We start from the raw sequence: 16,074 nt of genomic DNA, 5'->3' as shown, positions 1-16,074 counted from the left end.
ACAGTTTGGATTGCGGTTGAGCGCAAATTCCACGTCCGCCGCGAATCCCCTGTAGGAGCGAGCCTGCTCGCGATGGGGCCAGCACATTCACCATCATCGGTGACTGACACACCGCATCGCGAGCAGGCTCGCTCCTACAGTTTGGATTGCGGTTGAGCGCAAATTCCACGTCCGCCGCGAATCCCCTGTAGGAGCGAGCCTGCTCGCGATGGGGCCAGCACATTCACCATCATCGGTGACTGACACACCGCATTCGCGAGCAGGCTCGCTCCTACAGTTTTGATCGCTGCCGAACACAGAATCTGCATCCACATAGATCCACTGTGGGACCGAGCCCGCTCGGGAAGAGGCCAGCACATTCACCATCACCAGCGACTGACACACCGCCTTCGCGAGCAGGCTCGCTCCTACCGTTACAAGGATCAGCGAACGCGAATTTTCGGATCACCTGCCCCGCGCCGCAGGGTGGTCAGGAAACCCTCCAGCGGTGCCGGTTCGGCGATTTGTGGCAGGGCGTCCTTGTCCGGGCGTTGGGCCCAAAACGCGTCCCAGGACGGAAACAGCTCGTGGAAGCTGCCGGCGTAGGGTTCGCGCCCGGGCCAGCGCATTTTCAGGCCGCCGATTGGCGGTTTGTTGAGGTCGGTGGCGTACCAGTAGCACGGCAAGCGGCGGCGGAAGCACCAGCGCCCGTCGATCCGCTCGTAGTCGTCCCAGTAGAGCATCTGCATGATCACCCACTCAGGCCCGGTCTCATGCTCGTTCTTCGAATAGACCACGCCGGTGGCGTGGTCGGCATCGCTGAATTCGATGATGTGCTGGCCCAAATGATGGGAGGTGCCGTGGAACTGCTTGCGCATGGTTTCATCCAGCCACGCCTTGAGGTGCGCGCGACCGCTTTTGTCGCGACCGACCCGCACGTCCGGGGCGAAGCAGTTGGCCATGGCGTCCATGTCGCGCATGTCCAGGGCCAGCGCGTACTTGCCGGCCAGTTGGCGGATCGCATCCAGCGATTCCAGGCGGTCGATACGCGCCAGCATGCTGTCGTTGTCCTGGCTCATCAGTCGAACACCGTGTACAGGTCCGAACCGCGCCCGCCATCCACCGCCAGACTGGCGCCGGTGACGTACGAAGCCTCGTCGCTGGCGAGGAACAGAATCGCGTTGGCCAACTCCACCGGCAAGCCGACCCGCTTCATCGGGATGACTTTCTCGGTATTGCCGCGCGCCTTGGCATCACCGAGCATGCCGGCGGTGGCCGGCGTATCGACCACCCCCGGGATGATCACGTTGCAGCGGATATTGTCCGGCGCGCCTTCGCTGGCCGCCGCCCGGCTGAAGTTGATCACTGCCGCCTTGGCCGCCGAGTAGCCGGCCATCCACGCGGTGCCGAACAGGCCGCAGATCGAGGCGATGTTGACGATCGAACCACCGCCCTGGGCCTTCATCAACTGCATCGCGGTACGGGTGCCGAAGAAGGTGCCGTCGACGGTGGTGGCGAAGTTGGCGTGCCAGTCGGCGGTGCTCATGCTGTCGATGCCGCCCCAGGTGTAGGCCATCGCGTTATTGACCAGAATGTCCAGACGGCCGTGCCGTTGTGCCGTGGCTTGCAGTGCCGCGACGTAGGCCTGCTCGTCACTGACGTCGGCCACGGCGATCTCGGCCTGGCCGCCCAGCGCCTGGATTTTCTCCTGCACGCCTTGCAGCGGCTCGATCCGGCGGCCGCACAGCACCACCGTGGCGCCTTCCTCGGCGAAGCGCAGCGCGGTGGCTTCGCCGATGCCGGAACCGGCGCCGGTGACGAAGGCAATTTTTCCTTGCAGACGGTTGCTCATAGTCGTTACTCCCAGATCAGATAAAGGCCATGCCGCCGTTGACCGCAACGTTCTGCCCGGTCATGAAACTGGCGTCTTCGCTGGCGAGAAATACTGCGACTCTGGCGATCTCGTCGGTCTCGCACATGCGCCCCAGCGGCACGTTTTTCAGCAGCGTCTGCATGTACTCATCAGGAATGCCGGCCATCATCGGCGTGTTGGTCGGGCCCGGCACCAGGGTGTTGACGCGAATGCCGCTGGCGGCCAATTCGCGGGCGATGGAACGAGTCAGACCCATCACCGCGGCCTTCGAGGCGCAGTAGTGGCTGGGGCCGTCGCCGGTCAGCGCGGCGGTGCTCGACAGGTTGATGATCGCCCCCTTGCGACCGCCCTTGATCATCAGCTTCGCCCCTTCACGGCAGCACAGGAAGGTCCCGCCGAGGTTCACCCCGATCACCCGCGCCCAACTGTCGTCGGGGGTTTCGAGGAAGCTGTCGAGAGCGCCGACACCGGCGTTATTGACCAGCAGATCGAGTCCACCGAAATGCGCTTCAGTCTGGCCCATGGCATCGGCCACGGAGGCGCTGTCAGCGACGTTGCAGGCCAATGCCAACACCTGATCGCCAAGGTCGGCGAGGCTCTCGGCCAGGGCCGCCTGGTTCAGGTCGACCGCTACCACCTTGGCGCCCTCGGCGACAAATCCACGGACGATGGCCTGGCCCATGCCCTGCCCGGCGCCGGTCACGAACGCCACTTTATTGAGTAACTTCATCAGCAATCTCCAGATGTGCAAATACGCTGCGACCCGCTGCCCGTGCAGTGGCGCCGTCCCCTGCATGATTAGCGGCGAAGGTCGGGACCGGCATCGTCCGATGGGACTAGCGCCGCGTGGTCTGAACGGACGATGCCGGCAACACCACCCGGGGCCAGCATGCACAGAGCACATCGCCTCGGGCGCAACGTTCCCCTTCAACAGCGCGCCCGAGGCGACTGTGCTCTTCCCATTCGCAGAACCTGGAGCACCCCCATGAATCAACCCTTAGACCTGCCCTTGCCCATCGGCCATTACGCGACGCTGCCCAACAGCGGCTTGCGCCTGCACTACCTGGACGAAGGCACCGGCCCGGTGGTCCTGTGGCTGCACGGCAGCGGCCCGGGTGCCAGTGGCTTCAGCAACTTCAAGGGCAACTTCCCGCAATTCGTCGCGGCCGGTTATCGCAACATCGTCCTCGACCTGCCGGGTTTCGGTCGCTCGGACAAGCCCGAGGACGCGCAGTATCACCTGGACTTTTTCGTCGACTGTGTGTCGGCGTTCCTTGAGGCTATCGGCGTGCGCCGCTGCACCCTGCTGGGCAATTCGCTGGGTGGCGCCATCGCCCTGGGCCTGGCGCTGCGTCAGCCACAATTGGCGCAGAGCCTGATCCTGCTGGCACCAGGTGGGGTCGAAGAGCGGGAAACCTACTTCCAGATGGCCGGCATCGTGCGCATGGTCAGTTTGTTCAGTGCCGGCCCCATCGGCATGGACGAGATGCGCAGCATGATGCGCCTGCAACTGTTCGATGACTCGATCCTGCCGGACAGCCTGCTGCAGGAACGGGTGGCGGTGGCGGTGACCCAGCCGAAGAATCTGTTTAGCACCATGCTGGTGCCGAATATGGAAACCCGCCTGGGCGAGATCCAGTGCCCGATCCTCGGTTTCTGGGGCAACAACGATCAGTTCAACCCCATCAGCGGCGCCCAGCGCATCATCGACGGCGCCGCGAATGCGCGCTTCATCGTCCTCAACCGCTGCGGGCATTGGGTCCAGGTAGAGCATCGGGAATTGTTCAACCGCAGCTGCATTGATTTTCTGCAGAACGGGTGATCAGCAAACACCATGCCTCCCTTGTGGGAGCGAGCCTGCTCGCGAATGGGCCATCACATGCGCCATCTCTGGTGACTGATCCACCGCCTTCGCGAGCAGGCTCGCTCCCACAGGATCTGCGGCCGATCACGAGATCGCCCGCGATGAGGTCCGCAGATCAGACCGCTTTCAACTCCCCGCCGGCTGCCGATTCAGCTCCGCATCCCCCGGTTTGTTCAGCACGCAAGAAGTCCCGCCCGGGGTGTACATCATCGCCACGCAGCGGTTGCAGGCGGTGCAGATCGAGTCGCGACTGGCGCCGCTGGCGAGTTTGTCGACATAGTCATTTTCCGCCAGCAGCACCCGGCCCATGGCGACCAGGTCGAAGCCCTCGGCCATGATCCGCTCGATGCTCGCCAGGCTCTTGGCCCCACCCAAATACGCCAGCGGCATCTTCACCGCCGCCCGCACCTTGCGCGCATGCTCGAGCAAATACAGCTCGCGGAACTCCACTTCCGGTTCGGTGCGACGCTGAATCGCCATGGCCAGGGCGATGATCTTGTTCTTCTGCTGTACGCGGTTTTCCTTGGGGAACGAGGAGCCGAACATGGTGGTAATCGATTCGGCATTCATCCCGGCGCTGAGCACCAGCAGGTGCGCGCCCTCCTCTTCCAGCATGCGGGCGATCTGCGCACCGTCCTCGGCCGTGTTGCCGGAACGGGCGCCTTCGGTGACGCTGTATTTGCAGATCACCGCCATCTCGTGGCCCACCGCATCGAGCACCGCGCGCAGCACCCGGCGCGGAAAGCGCAGGCGATTTTCCAGGCTTCCGCCGTACTGGTCGCGACGCTTGTTGTACATCGGCGAAATGAACTGACTGAGCAGGTAGCCGTGGCCCATGTGGATTTCCACCGCATCGAAACCCGCCTGGCGCGCCAGGCGTGCGCCCTGGGCGAAGTCGCGGATCACCTGCTGCATGTCGGCCTCGTTCATTTTTTGCTTGAGGAACATGCCGCTCATCATGCCGATCTTGTTGAAACCACCGCTGGCGGACAACGGACGCTTGGTCGAACGCTCGCGGATAAAGGTAAAGCAGCCGCCGTGGGTGATCTGCGCGCTGACCAGGCCACCGGCCTGGTGCACGCCCTCGGTCAGCGCGCGAAAGTGCGGCAGGCTGGACTGGCTGAGGGTCAACTGGTTGGGCAAGGTGCGCCCGTCGTCGCTCACCGCGCAGTAGGCAACGGTGGTCAGCGCCGTGCCGCCGGCGACCAGCGCCGAATGCAGCTTGACCAGTTGTTTGGAAGGCACGCCGCCGGCGCTCATGCCCTCGTTGGTGGCGGCCTTAATGAAGCGGTTTTTCAGGGTCAACGGGCCGATCTGCACAGGGCTGAACGGTGACGGGGTCGGACGTGAGTTCATGACAGGCCTCTCATTATTGTTATGGCTAAAACAGACGGCGGCGCCACAGGGTGACGCCGCCGGGATCATCAGAAGCTGTACTTGGCGTTGAGCGACAGGTAGTCGCGGTCCGCCAGCAAGCGGCCCTGAGCGACATCCGGCGAACTCAGGTAGGCGACATAAGTCATGCCGATCTGGAAATTGCCCAGGTACTTGAAATCGCCGCCCAGGGTCAGGCGTTTCTCGTCGCGCCCCAGGCCCTGATAGGCACTGCCGTCGACGTTCTGGGTCCACACCACTTTGGTGCTCAGGTCGAGGCCGGTGGCCACCGACGGATAGTCCATGTAGGCACCGATGCCGAGCAGGGTCGAGCCGCGGGTCTGGGTGTCCGACTCGAAATTGTCGAAGGTACCGTCGACGCCAGGCCCGCCGCCGCTGATGGTCAGTTTGTCGACCCCGGCGATGCGTTGGTGCACCACTTCGGCCATGAAGGTGGTCTGCTGCGCCAGCAGGCTCGGGCCAAGGATGTAGGAGGTGTTGAGGTTGCCCTGCCAGATCTGCCCGGTGGTCGGCGCACCGCTGGCCAGGTACACCGCGGCGCCGTCGCGGTAGCTCAGGTCGCCGGCGTACTGCACCGAGTCGCCGACCTTGGAACTGAAGCTGATACCCGTCAGCTTGACGTCTTCGAAGTAACCCAGGCGATAGGTCATCGCTTCGCCGGTGTGTCCGATGTTTTTCAGCGAGGAATAACGGGTGGTGCCGGTGAAGTCGAAAAACATCGAGCCGACACGCTCGTTGTAGCGGTAGTGGAACACACCGACTTCGGTGTTTTCGGTGATCCGATAGCGTACGCCGAGGCCCCATTGGCCGCTGTCGCTGGCGTCCTTGTCACCGGCAAAGGCCACCGCCGCACCGTTGGGCAGGCTGCTGACCTGGCCGCTGCCGAGGCGAAAGAACTCGGCGCCCGGGCCAAAGGTGTCGCTGCCAAAATAATCCCCCACCGGGTTGAGATCGGTTTTCTCCCACTCGTACTGGTAGTAGCCCACCAGCGCCAGGTCTTCGTTGAGCGACCAGGAGCCCGAGACCTGGCCCACCGGCAGATAGGAGTCCTTGGCCTCGGTACCCGGAACGTTGAACTTGGTCGCATCCACCGGCGCCTGACCCTGGCTGATGTTCGACCAGAACAGGCTCTCGCCCCAGGCCACCAGGTGGCGGCCGGCCTTGAGCGACAGGTACTGGGTCTCACCGACATCGAAGTTGCCGTAGACATAGGCATCCAGCAGACGCGCGCGGCCACCGCTGAGCTCGCGGGTCTTGTCGCTGAAACCGTCGTTATGCCCGAGCTTGTTCACCGTGTCCGGCGAGTCGTTGGCGTTGCGCTGGTGATAGGCGTCGTCATAGAAATGACTGCCGCGCAGCACCGCACCGAGATTGTCGTGCTTGAGCTGCAATTCGCCGAACAGGCTCAGGCGATTGTTGATCAACGAACCGCGCTTGAAGTTGCGCGTGCCGTCGTCGTTGTTCGGGTCGTTGAGGTACTGGCTGGCCTGCTTGGCGGTGCGCATGGAGGCGGTGTAGTTGACCGTCAGGGTCGAATCCAGGGTGGTGTCCTCGCCCAACTGCAGGCTTGGCCCGGCGCTGGCCGCGGCGCTGCCGAGGGTGATGGCGGTGGCCAAAAGCGTGCGAGCGTAAGCCGGCCTCCCCGAACGTCGCGCAACCGTGTTTCGCGTAAACATGCTCCTCTCCTTTTTTGTTGTTGTGGTTACTGGTGCCGCCACAGCCTGAAAAAAACCGTCGGCACGCACATCGTCCGTTTGGTGAAACCTCCTCGTCTCAGACCACCGCGTCGGCCAGCGCCGCGCGCAATTCGTTCTTCGCGACCTTGCTTGACGGGTTCAGCGGCAAGGCGCTGAAGAACCGCACCTGGCGCGGCACCTTGTAATTGGCCATCTGCTCACGGCTCCAGGCGATCAATTGCGCTTCGTCCAGCAGCGCGCCGTCGCGCAACACCACACAGGCGCAGCCAACCTCGCCCATGCGCTCATCGGCAATGCCCACCACCGCGACCTGGGCAATGGCCGGATGGCGGATCAGCGCCGCTTCGATCTCCGCCGGGTAGCAGTTAAAGCCGCCGACGATAAACATGTCCTTGAGGCGATCGGTGATGATCAGGTTGCCGGCGGCATCAAGGCGCCCGACATCGCCGGTGTGCAACCAGCCGTCGCTGTCGATAGCTTCGGCGGTGGCCTGGGGGTTCTGGAAATAGCCCTGCATGATGTGGAAGCCGCGCAGGCAGATTTCCCCGGTCTGCCCGGCGTCCAGCGCCTGGTTTTCGGGGTCGCGGATGCTCACTTCGGTACCGGCGATCGGGCGGCCGCTGGTGCCGGCGATGACCTGCGCCGAGTCCTGCGGATCGCAGATGGTCGCCAGCCCGCCGCACTCGGTCAGGCCGTAGGCGGTGGTGACCACGGCAAAACCCAGCTCGTTGCGCATGCGCTCGATTAGGCTCGGCGGAATGCTCGCCGAACCGGTGACGGCAATGCGCAGGCTCGACAGATCGGTCTGCTTGAGTTGCGGATGGGCCAGCAGCGACAGGTACAGGGTCGGCGCGCCGGGCAGCACACTGATGCGCTCACGGGCGATGCGCTGGAACACCTGCTCGGCATCGAACACCGCATGGGGCAGGATAGTCGCCCCGCCAATCAGGCAAGTCAGCCAGCCGGCCTTGTAGCCAAAGGCGTGAAAAAACGGATTGACGATCAGGTAGCGGTCACCCGGCAGCAGGCCGATGACTTTCACATATTCGCTGAAGGCCCGCAGGTTCTGGCCATGGCCGCTCATCACACCCTTGGGTTTGCCGGTGGTACCGGAGGTGAACAGCAGGTCGCACATGGCCTCGGGACTGATTGCCATGGCGCGCTGCAAAGCCCGTTCGACATCGACGGTTGCGGCGCCCAGCAGGAACTGTTCAAGGCTCAGGTCCGTGGCCAGCGCCGGTGCATCGCCTTCGAAAATCAGCAGATGCTCAAGGCTGGCCGGACGATGGGCTGCCAGCAGCGTCGGGTAGTCGACGTTGAGGAAACGCTGCTGGACAAACAGCACCCGGCAGCCGCTGCGCTCCAGCACATCGGCGGCCTCCAGGCCCTTCATCCGCGTGTTGATCGGCACCAGCACCGCGCCGACGCATTGAATGCCCAGCGCGGCGAGAATCCACTCGGCGCTGTTCGGCGCCCAGATGCCGACGCGGTCCCCGGCCTGGATGCCCAGGGCCATCAAGCCTCGGGCAAAGGCCATGACCCGCTCAGGCAACTGGGCGAAGTCGATGCACTGGCCGTTGTCCTCGATGGCGGTGCGCCCGGCAAAACGTTCGGCGCTGGCGAACACCAGTTGGGCCAGGGTGACAGGGGGTGCGGCGGGGTTCAGGCTCTGATTCATCGTGGGCTCGGGCTCATTCGGGAAAGCGGATACGCAATTGCGCGCTGGTGGGCACGGCCTGACAGGCGAGGATCCAGCCATCGGCCAGCTCGCCGCTGTCCAGGGCGTCGTTGAGCAGCATCTCGACTTCGCCGCTGTCCAGGGTGCACATGCACGAGGCACAACCACCGACGCGGCAGGCGCTGGGCGGTTTGAGGCCGGCACGCTCCATGGCGGCGAGCACGGTTTCGCCGCTGTCGCAGGGCAACTCGAAATCCTCGCCATCCAGGCGCACCGCCAACTGCGCGGCCACCGCTGCCTCGCTGCTGCTCACTGGCAGTTGCTCACCCTCGCCGGGCAGCGAAACGAAGCGTTCGACATGCACTCGGTACTCCGGCATGCCGAGGCTTTTCAGGGCGCTGACGCTGGCGTCCATGAACGGCCCCGGACCGCAGATAAAGGCCTCGGCATCGATAAACGGCCGCGCCAGTTCCGCCAGTTGGCCGACGCTGGGGATGCCTTGCACCGAGTCGAGCCAGTGCAGCACTTGCAGGCGCTGGGGATGGACGCTGGCGAGGAACTTCAATTCCTCCTTGAAAATCACCGAGGCTTCATCGCGGTTGGCGTAGATCAACAGCACCCGACCGCTGCCGGCGAGCAACGCCGAACGCAGGATCGACAGCACCGGCGTCACCCCGCTACCGCCGCCGAACAACAGCAGGTGGCCGTCCAGATTGCGCGGCACGAAAACCCCGGCCGGTGGCAGCACCTCAAGAATCTGGCCTTCCTGCAGTTCACGGCACAGCCAGTTGGAGGCGCGTCCGTCCTGCACCCGTTTGATGGTGATGCGCAATGGCTCATCCAGCAGTGGCGTGCTCGACAACGAATAACAACGGGGCAGCCAACCGCCCTCGTAGGGCACGCGCAAGGTCAGGAACTGTCCGGGTTGATAACGAAAACGTTCGCCCAGGTGCTCGGGCACGTCGAATACCACCGAGCAGGCGTCGGCGGTTTCCTCGATCACTTGCGCCACGCGCAGGGGAAGATAATGGTTCATAGCTCAGGTACTCATGACCACCGGCCCGTACGACACGAGCCGGTGTAAACCCAATGGGGTCAAACCGCCGTGCAGGCTTCAGACATAGGGGTCGGGGTTGGGCAGGCCGAGCATCACCGCGCCGTAGCTGCGTCCGTAGGCCATGTAGTTGTTGGCGATATGCCCACGGGCCTGGTGCAGGTCACGGAACAGCCGCGCCACCGGATTGGTGTTGTACAGCCCGGAGGCGGCCATGCTGCGCAGCAGGTCATTGGCGCGCTCGGCGCAGATGTTGGTGACGTAGGCCGACTGGTAGCGGTACAGCAGGCGGGTCTCAGTGTCCGGGTAGTCGCCGGCACGGGCCAGGTCCATCAGGTGCTGGTAGTTACGCTCGAGCACCAGGCGCAGGCTGTCGACGGTGATCATCGCCTCGGCCACAGCGGTTTGCGCCACCGGATCATCGGCAGTGCGCGCGCCATGCTTGCCGATGTGCTTGGCGGCGTTGTCGCGGAACTCGTTGATCGCGCCTTGCAGGGCGCCAATCGCCGAGGTTGATACCGCGCGGGAGAACACCTGGGCGAACGGTATCGCGTAGATCGGGTTGGTATTGACCAGACGCCCCGGGGTCGCTTCGAGGGTCCAGTTGTTGGTGCGTTGCACGCGATGGGCCGGGACAAAAACGTCCTCAACCACGATGTCGTGGCTGCCGGTGCCGCGCAGGCCCATCACGTCCCAATTGCGCTCGATGCGGTAGTCACTGCTCGGCAACAGGAAGGTACCGTGCTCGGCCGCCAGTTCGCCGTCGGGTGGCAGGATGCCGCCGAGGAACACCCATTGGCAGTGTTCACTGCCGCTGGAGAAACCCCAGCGTCCGCTGATCCGGTAGCCACCTTCGACCACTGTGACCTGAGCCGCTGGCATATAAGTCGAGCAAATCAGCGCGCTGTGGTCATCGCCCCAGACTTCGCGCTGGGTTTCGATCGGGTAACGCGCCAGTTGCCAGGGGTGAACGCCCATCACACCGTAGATCCAGGCGGTGGACATGCAGCCCTCGGCGAGGATGGTCTGGATCTCGAAGAAGGTCCGCGGGTCCACTTCATAACCGCCAAACGCCCGTGGCTGCAGAGCCCTCAACAATCCGGCGGACTGCAATTCGAGGACGCTTTCCACCGGCACTTTCAAATCCTTGTCGGCCTGCGCCGTGCGTGCCTTGAGCATCGGCACCAGACGCCGCGCACGGTCCAGCAGATCACACTCGTCCTGGGTCTTTTCTCGCATGCTGTGCATCACTCAATTCTCCCGATCTCACTGCGCCACTGCGCGAGTTGAGGGGGATCATCGGGTTGCGGGGGGGATTCGTTCATCGTCAAAGCGGACTAGGGGTGTACATATCCATTCCTGCGGTAACGCCCGCTTACCGTGGGAGCTGGCTTGCCAGCGATGGCGATCTATTTGTGTACATATCCATTCCTGCGGTAACGGCTACTTATGGTTTCGCCCTTACGGCGACTCCCTTTTTTACAAGCGCCGAAAAAAGGAAGCAAAAAACGCTTGCCCCAACATCCGGCCCCCTCGCTTAGGCTCGGCGTACCTTCGCTCCGGCATCCATCCGTGGGTCATCGCCTCCGGTTGGCTTCGCTGGCACCTCCTCTCGATGACTGCGGCTACGCCGCAGCGCGCTACGCGCTCCCCCCGGATGAATGCCTCCACTCAGCCTTCTGTAACGGGGCCGGTGAATCAAGATCACCAGCAACCGAGGCGGCCTACCGGCCGGCCTATGCAGGAAAGCCGGCGCAGCTCAAAAACCTGTGGGAGCCAGCCTGCTGGCGATGGTCGTTTACGATGACGAAGCTGTCCTGGATGTACGCGGCGGCCTCAGGTTTTTCGCTGCGATGCGGCGTCCCGACAAGCCAGCGCCTACAGTTGATCGGCGATTGCAATCCCAGGCACCAACGCTAGTCCATTAAGACGATGCCCTTCCCTCCCGCCACAGCGATATTGAGCCCATCAACCACCGACCCCACGGAGCAAGGGCCCATGAGTATTTTGCAGCGTTTCCAGATGCCCGGCAGCGTCGCCATCGTCACCGGCAGTGGCCGGGGGATTGGTCGGGCGATTGCCCTGGCGTATGCCGAAGCCGGTGCCGATGTGGTGTGCTCGGCACGGTCGCTGGCCGAGGTCGAGGCGGTCGCCGAGGAGGTTCGCGGACTCGGTCGACGCGCGCTGGCCATTGCCTGTGACGTCAACGATGCCGGGCAACGCCAGGCCCTGGTGCGCCAGAGCGTCGAACAACTCGGGCGCATCACCCACCTGGTCAACAACGTCGGCGGCGGTGGCCCCAACGACCCGCTGAGCATGCCCCCCGAACAATTCGCCCAGGTGCTGACCTTCAACGTCGCCACCAGCTACGCCTTCTGCCAATTGTGCGTACCGCTGATGCGCGAGGCCGGCGGCGGCAACATCATCAACATCAGCTCGGTGGCCGCGCGTTACGCCCAGCGCCATTTCAGCGCCTACGGCACCGCCAAGGCCGCCCTCAGCCACCTGACCCGCCTGCTGGCCCAGGACTTCGCGCCACAGATCCGGGTCAACGCCGTGGCCCCCGGCCCGACCTTGACCGAAGCGCTCAACGGCGTAATGCCCAGCGCCATGCGCGAAGTCATGGAAAACAACACCCCGCTCAAATGCCTGGGCAGCCCGCAGGACATCGCCGCCGCCGCACTCTACCTGGCCAGCCCGGCATCGGCCTGGGTCACCGGCAAGGTCATCGATGTCGATGGCGGTGCCGACTCCTCGGTCTGGCCTGGCTAACGCACTCCTTTGGGCCCGCCCCTGACGCTGTTGGGGCGGGCTTTTTTTTAATCCCCTGGAGCCTTCGCCATGGACGCCCACCTGATCAACGCGCTCGGCGCCGAACTGTTCAACGCCCTGCGCAACCGCCAGACCCTGGCCCCCCTGACCCAACGCTACCCGGACATCACCCTGGAGCAGGCCTACCAGATTTCCCTCCAGTTCCTGCAACGCCGCGAAGCCCTCGGCGAGCGGGTGATTGGCAAGAAAATCGGGGTCACCAGCCGCGCCGTGCAGGAGATGCTCGATGTCCACCAACCAGACTTCGGCTTCCTCACCAACGCCATGCAGGTCGAGGATCGCAGCGATGTCAGCCTGGCCCGCTACAACCTGATCCAGCCGCGGGCCGAAGGCGAAATCGCGTTTATTCTCGGCGAAGATTTGCAAGGCCCGGGGATCAGCGCCGAAGACGTGCTGGCCGCCAGTCAATGGGTGGCGCCGTGCTTTGAAATCGTCGACTCGCGGATCACCGACTGGCAGATCCGCATCCAGGACACCGTGGCCGACAACGCCTCCTGCGGGGTGTTCGCCCTCGGCAGCCAGCGCATCGATCCACGCTCGCTGGACCTGGCCGCCGTGCACATGCAACTGCTGAAAAACGGCGGGCCGGCAGGCGCAGGCCTCGGCTCGGCGGTGCAGGGCCACCCTTGCGCAGCGGTGGCCTGGCTGGCCAATACCCTGGGCGAACTGGGCATTCCGTTCCGCCGTGGCGAAATCATTCTCTCCGGCGCCCTGGCGCCACTGGTGCCGGTGGTCGCGGGTGATCGCATCAGCCTGAGCATGAGCGGCCTCGGTGAAACCAGCCTGCGTTTTGTTCCTTGACCCCTCCCCCTTGAGCGAAAAACCATGAGCAAAAAAATCAAATGCGCGCTGATCGGACCGGGCAATATCGGCACCGACCTGCTGTACAAACTGATGCGCAGCGACGTGCTGGAGCCGGTGTGGATGGTCGGCATCGACGCAACCTCCGAAGGCCTGGCCCGCGCCCGCGAACTGGGCCTGAAAACCACCGCCGACGGTGTTGACGGCCTGCTGCCCCACGTTCTCGAAGACCAGATCCAGATCGCCTTCGACGCCACGTCGGCCTACGTGCATGCGCAAAACTCGCGCAAGCTCAATGCCCTCGGGGTGTTAATGATCGACCTGACGCCGGCGGCCATCGGCCCGTATTGCGTGCCGCCGGTCAACCTCAAGGCGCAACTGGGCCTGGGGGTAATGAACGTCAACATGGTCACCTGCGGCGGCCAGGCGACCATCCCGCTGGTGGCCGCAGTGTCCAGCGTGCAGCCGGTGGAATACGCGGAAATCATTGCCACGGCCGCCTCCAAATCGGTGGGTCCGGGCACCCGCAAGAACATCGACGAGTTCACCCGCACCACCTCCAGCGCCGTGGAAAAAGTCGGCGGTGCAAAGAAAGGCAAGGCGATCATTATCATCAACCCCGCCGAGCCGCCGTTGATCATGCGCGACACCGTGCATTGCCTGACCGAAAGCGAGCCTGACCAGTCGGCAATTACCGCCGCCATCGAAGCGATGATCGCCCAGGTGCAGCGCTATGTGCCCGGCTACAAGCTGGTCAACGGTCCGGTGTTCGACGGCAACCGGGTGTCGGTCTTCATGGAGGTCGAAGGCCTCGGCGACTACCTGCCCAAGTACGCTGGCAACCTCGACATCATGACCGCCGCCGCTGCGCGCACCGCCGAGATGTTCGCCGAGGAAATCCTCAAGGGCGAGCTGGTCCTGCAAGCCACTGCCCAACCCGCCCACGCATAAGGAGCCGACAATGGATCTTCGCGGCAAAAGCATCACCGTTCACGACATGTGCCTGCGCGACGGCATGCACCCCAAGCGCCACCAGATCAGCCTCCAACAGATGAAGGACATCGCCTGTGGCCTCGATGCCGCCGGCGTGCCGCTGATCGAAGTGACCCACGGTGACGGCCTCGGCGGCAGCTCGGTCAACTACGGTTTCCCGGCGCACACCGATGAGGAATATCTGTCGGCGGTGATCCCGCTGATGAAAAAAGCCAAGGTCTCGGCCCTGCTGTTGCCCGGCATCGGCACTGTCGACCACCTGAAAATGGCCCATGAAATCGGAGTCAACACCATCCGTGTGGCCACCCATTGCACCGAGGCCGACGTCAGCGAACAGCACATCTCCCATGCGCGCAACCTCGGCATGGACACCGTCGGCTTCCTGATGATGGCCCACATGAACAGCCCCGAAGGCCTGGTCAAGCAGGGCCTGCTGATGGAAAGCTATGGCGCCAACTGCATCTACCTCACCGACTCCGCCGGCTACTTGCTGCCCCATGACGTCAGCGCCCGCGTCGCCGCGATGCGCACCGCCCTCAAGCCGGAAACCGAGATTGGTTTTCATGGGCATCACAATTTGTCGATGGGTGTGTCCAACTCGATCGCCGCGATTGCCGCCGGGGCTAACCGCATCGACGCCGCATGTGCAGGGCTTGGAGCCGGTGCCGGCAATACGCCGATGGAAGTGTTGGTGGCGGTGTGTGACCGCATGGGTATCGAGACCGGCGTCAGCGTGTTCGGCATCCAGGACGTGGCCGAGGACCTGGTGGTGCCGATCATGGACTTCCCGATCCGCAGCGACCGCGACGCACTGACCATGGGTTACGCCGGGGTCTATGGCTCGTTCCTGCTGTTTGCCAAGCGTGCCGAGAAAAAGTACGGCGTGTCGGCCCGGGAGATCCTCGTGGAAATGGGTCGCCGCGGTATGGTCGGTGGCCAGGAAGACATGATCGAAGACACCGCCATGACCCTGGCCCGGCAGCGTCGGCAGGCATAAAAAGACCTTCTTGATCAACACAACAACTGTGGGAGCTAGCCTGCTAGCTCCCACAAGGCGTATAGGCCATTATCGCCAGTCAGCCACAATCCCCTGCTCCAGCGCAAACGGCTGTGCCGCAATGGTCCGCCGCTGAAACTCAGGAGCCTGTTCGGCGGTCGCCAGCCACAGCATCACCGCCGCCGGTACTTCGGGTGGAGCGCTGCCGGCGCGCAAAGCGATCAAGCCTTTATCACCAATGGTCGCCTTCAGCGCTTCGGTGGTGACTACGCCTGGATTCAGGGTATAGGCACACACACCCTGCGCCCCCAGCTCGGTGGTCAGCACTCCGGACAGCCGCGACACCGCCGCCTTGCCCGCGCCATAGGCATAGCCCCAACCGCCCTTGCCCGCCGCCACCGGTGGATCGCTCTCACCAGCGCCGGAGGTGACGTTGATCACCACCCCGCCGCCGCGCGTCACCATGTGTTCGGTCACGGCCCGGGTCAGTAAGAACGGGGTCAGGATGTAGCCCTGGAACATCCGCTCCAGGGTCTGTGGCTGCAACTCCATGAAGCCGGCGTTGAGGTCGCTACCCTGATAGATCGCGTTGTTGATCAACACATCGATGCGCCCAAACTCGGCCAGCACCGCTGCACAGGCCGCCAGGGCCGAGGCGCTGTCGAGCAGGTCCATCGGCACCACCAGCACCCGGCCGCCCAGCTCGCGCAAGGCCTCGGCGGTGCCGTTGAGACTGCCGGCCAGCGGCGCACCGGCGGCGTCACGCAGGGCATGCTCATGTTGCTCGCCCTCATTCAGCGTGCGTGCGCTGATGGCCACGTCGAAACCGGCGCGGGCGAATGCCAGTGCCGCCTCGCGACCGATACCCCGGCTGGCGCCGGTAATGAATGCCACCTTGTTCATGCAGATTC

The 16,074-nt window shown here is 64.0% G+C and carries 14 protein-coding genes; 5 read left to right on the top strand and 9 right to left on the bottom strand.

Going from position 1 to position 16,074, the window contains the following annotated elements:
- Window positions 1-422 precede the first annotated feature (422 nt).
- The 3 genes from NR126_RS26405 to NR126_RS26395 are packed head-to-tail and all read right to left on the bottom strand — an operon-like array spanning window position 423 to window position 2,582.
- The gene (locus NR126_RS26405; RefSeq protein WP_105755976.1) at window positions 423-1,058 is read right to left on the bottom strand and encodes a nuclear transport factor 2 family protein; all 636 of its coding nucleotides are present in this window, start codon (window positions 1,056-1,058) and stop codon (window positions 423-425) included.
- Window positions 1,058-1,831, bottom strand: coding sequence for an SDR family NAD(P)-dependent oxidoreductase (locus NR126_RS26400; protein WP_105755975.1), 774 nt, complete (start codon window positions 1,829-1,831; stop codon window positions 1,058-1,060). The genes NR126_RS26405 and NR126_RS26400 overlap by 1 nt, the downstream gene beginning before the upstream one ends.
- Before the next feature lie 16 nt (window positions 1,832-1,847).
- On the bottom strand, window positions 1,848-2,582 hold the full coding sequence (locus tag NR126_RS26395; protein ID WP_105755974.1) for an SDR family NAD(P)-dependent oxidoreductase: 735 nt from the start codon (window positions 2,580-2,582) through the stop codon (window positions 1,848-1,850).
- 255 nt (window positions 2,583-2,837) lie between these two features.
- Here NR126_RS26395 and NR126_RS26390 point away from each other — a divergent pair, with 255 nt between their 5' ends.
- Complete coding sequence (locus NR126_RS26390) at window positions 2,838-3,674, top strand: alpha/beta fold hydrolase (protein WP_256832330.1); 837 nt, start codon at window positions 2,838-2,840, stop codon at window positions 3,672-3,674.
- 168 nt (window positions 3,675-3,842) lie between these two features.
- On the opposite strand, the gene NR126_RS26385 is transcribed toward NR126_RS26390, so the two are convergent.
- The 5 genes from NR126_RS26385 to NR126_RS26365 form a co-directional block, all read right to left on the bottom strand.
- Window positions 3,843-5,072, bottom strand: coding sequence for an NADH:flavin oxidoreductase (locus NR126_RS26385; protein WP_256832329.1), 1,230 nt, complete (start codon window positions 5,070-5,072; stop codon window positions 3,843-3,845).
- A gap of 68 nt (window positions 5,073-5,140) precedes the next feature.
- Window positions 5,141-6,787, bottom strand: a complete 1,647-nt coding sequence (locus NR126_RS26380; protein ID WP_256832328.1) for a DUF1302 domain-containing protein — start codon at window positions 6,785-6,787, stop codon at window positions 5,141-5,143.
- 97 nt (window positions 6,788-6,884) lie between these two features.
- Window positions 6,885-8,486: a FadD3 family acyl-CoA ligase gene (locus tag NR126_RS26375; protein WP_256832327.1), complete on the bottom strand. Its 1,602-nt coding sequence runs from the start codon at window positions 8,484-8,486 to the stop codon at window positions 6,885-6,887.
- Window positions 8,487-8,499: 13 nt separating this feature from the next.
- On the bottom strand, window positions 8,500-9,522 hold the full coding sequence (locus tag NR126_RS26370; RefSeq protein ID WP_256832326.1) for a ferredoxin--NADP reductase: 1,023 nt from the start codon (window positions 9,520-9,522) through the stop codon (window positions 8,500-8,502).
- Window positions 9,523-9,600: 78 nt separating this feature from the next.
- Window positions 9,601-10,788 carry an acyl-CoA dehydrogenase family protein gene (locus NR126_RS26365; RefSeq protein ID WP_105755968.1) on the bottom strand — a complete coding sequence of 396 codons (1,188 nt, stop codon included), beginning with the start codon at window positions 10,786-10,788 and terminating at the stop codon, window positions 9,601-9,603.
- A gap of 750 nt (window positions 10,789-11,538) precedes the next feature.
- Here NR126_RS26365 and NR126_RS26360 point away from each other — a divergent pair.
- The 4 genes from NR126_RS26360 (at window position 11,539) to dmpG (ending at window position 15,163) form a co-directional block, all read left to right on the top strand.
- The gene (locus NR126_RS26360) at window positions 11,539-12,312 is read left to right on the top strand and encodes a glucose 1-dehydrogenase (RefSeq protein ID WP_256832325.1); all 774 of its coding nucleotides are present in this window, start codon (window positions 11,539-11,541) and stop codon (window positions 12,310-12,312) included.
- 69 nt (window positions 12,313-12,381) lie between these two features.
- Entirely contained in the window at window positions 12,382-13,173 is a 792-nt protein-coding gene (locus NR126_RS26355) for a fumarylacetoacetate hydrolase family protein (protein ID WP_256832324.1), read from the top strand.
- Between the two features lie 24 nt (window positions 13,174-13,197).
- Window positions 13,198-14,124: an acetaldehyde dehydrogenase (acetylating) gene (locus tag NR126_RS26350; RefSeq protein ID WP_105755965.1), complete on the top strand. Its 927-nt coding sequence runs from the start codon at window positions 13,198-13,200 to the stop codon at window positions 14,122-14,124.
- 10 nt (window positions 14,125-14,134) lie between these two features.
- The gene (gene dmpG / locus NR126_RS26345; protein ID WP_256832323.1) at window positions 14,135-15,163 is read left to right on the top strand and encodes a 4-hydroxy-2-oxovalerate aldolase; all 1,029 of its coding nucleotides are present in this window, start codon (window positions 14,135-14,137) and stop codon (window positions 15,161-15,163) included.
- Window positions 15,164-15,232: 69 nt separating this feature from the next.
- Here dmpG and NR126_RS26340 read toward each other — a convergent pair whose 3' ends face one another.
- On the bottom strand, window positions 15,233-16,066 hold the full coding sequence (locus NR126_RS26340; protein WP_105755963.1) for an SDR family NAD(P)-dependent oxidoreductase: 834 nt from the start codon (window positions 16,064-16,066) through the stop codon (window positions 15,233-15,235).
- Window positions 16,067-16,074 lie beyond the last annotated feature (8 nt).

This window comes from Pseudomonas sp. Pse1, assembly GCF_024519635.1.
Lineage (GTDB): Bacteria > Pseudomonadota > Gammaproteobacteria > Pseudomonadales > Pseudomonadaceae > Aquipseudomonas.
This window is presented reverse-complemented; position numbering and strand designations above follow the sequence as displayed.

Bases quoted from the DNA above. Each gene is read 5' to 3' on its own strand.
- NR126_RS26405 (WP_105755976.1), bottom strand. From the start codon at position 1,058: ATGAGCCAGGACAACGACAGCATGCTGGCGCGTATCGACCGCCTGGAA.
- NR126_RS26400 (WP_105755975.1), bottom strand. From the start codon at position 1,831: ATGAGCAACCGTCTGCAAGGAAAAATTGCCTTCGTCACCGGCGCCGGT.
- NR126_RS26395 (WP_105755974.1), bottom strand. From the start codon at position 2,582: ATGAAGTTACTCAATAAAGTGGCGTTCGTGACCGGCGCCGGGCAGGGC.
- NR126_RS26390 (WP_256832330.1), top strand. From the start codon at position 2,838: ATGAATCAACCCTTAGACCTGCCCTTGCCCATCGGCCATTACGCGACG.
- NR126_RS26385 (WP_256832329.1), bottom strand. From the start codon at position 5,072: ATGAACTCACGTCCGACCCCGTCACCGTTCAGCCCTGTGCAGATCGGC.
- NR126_RS26380 (WP_256832328.1), bottom strand. From the start codon at position 6,787: ATGTTTACGCGAAACACGGTTGCGCGACGTTCGGGGAGGCCGGCTTAC.
- NR126_RS26375 (WP_256832327.1), bottom strand. From the start codon at position 8,486: ATGAATCAGAGCCTGAACCCCGCCGCACCCCCTGTCACCCTGGCCCAA.
- NR126_RS26370 (WP_256832326.1), bottom strand. From the start codon at position 9,522: ATGAACCATTATCTTCCCCTGCGCGTGGCGCAAGTGATCGAGGAAACC.
- NR126_RS26365 (WP_105755968.1), bottom strand. From the start codon at position 10,788: ATGCACAGCATGCGAGAAAAGACCCAGGACGAGTGTGATCTGCTGGAC.
- NR126_RS26360 (WP_256832325.1), top strand. From the start codon at position 11,539: ATGAGTATTTTGCAGCGTTTCCAGATGCCCGGCAGCGTCGCCATCGTC.
- NR126_RS26355 (WP_256832324.1), top strand. From the start codon at position 12,382: ATGGACGCCCACCTGATCAACGCGCTCGGCGCCGAACTGTTCAACGCC.
- NR126_RS26350 (WP_105755965.1), top strand. From the start codon at position 13,198: ATGAGCAAAAAAATCAAATGCGCGCTGATCGGACCGGGCAATATCGGC.
- dmpG (WP_256832323.1), top strand. From the start codon at position 14,135: ATGGATCTTCGCGGCAAAAGCATCACCGTTCACGACATGTGCCTGCGC.
- NR126_RS26340 (WP_105755963.1), bottom strand. From the start codon at position 16,066: ATGAACAAGGTGGCATTCATTACCGGCGCCAGCCGGGGTATCGGTCGC.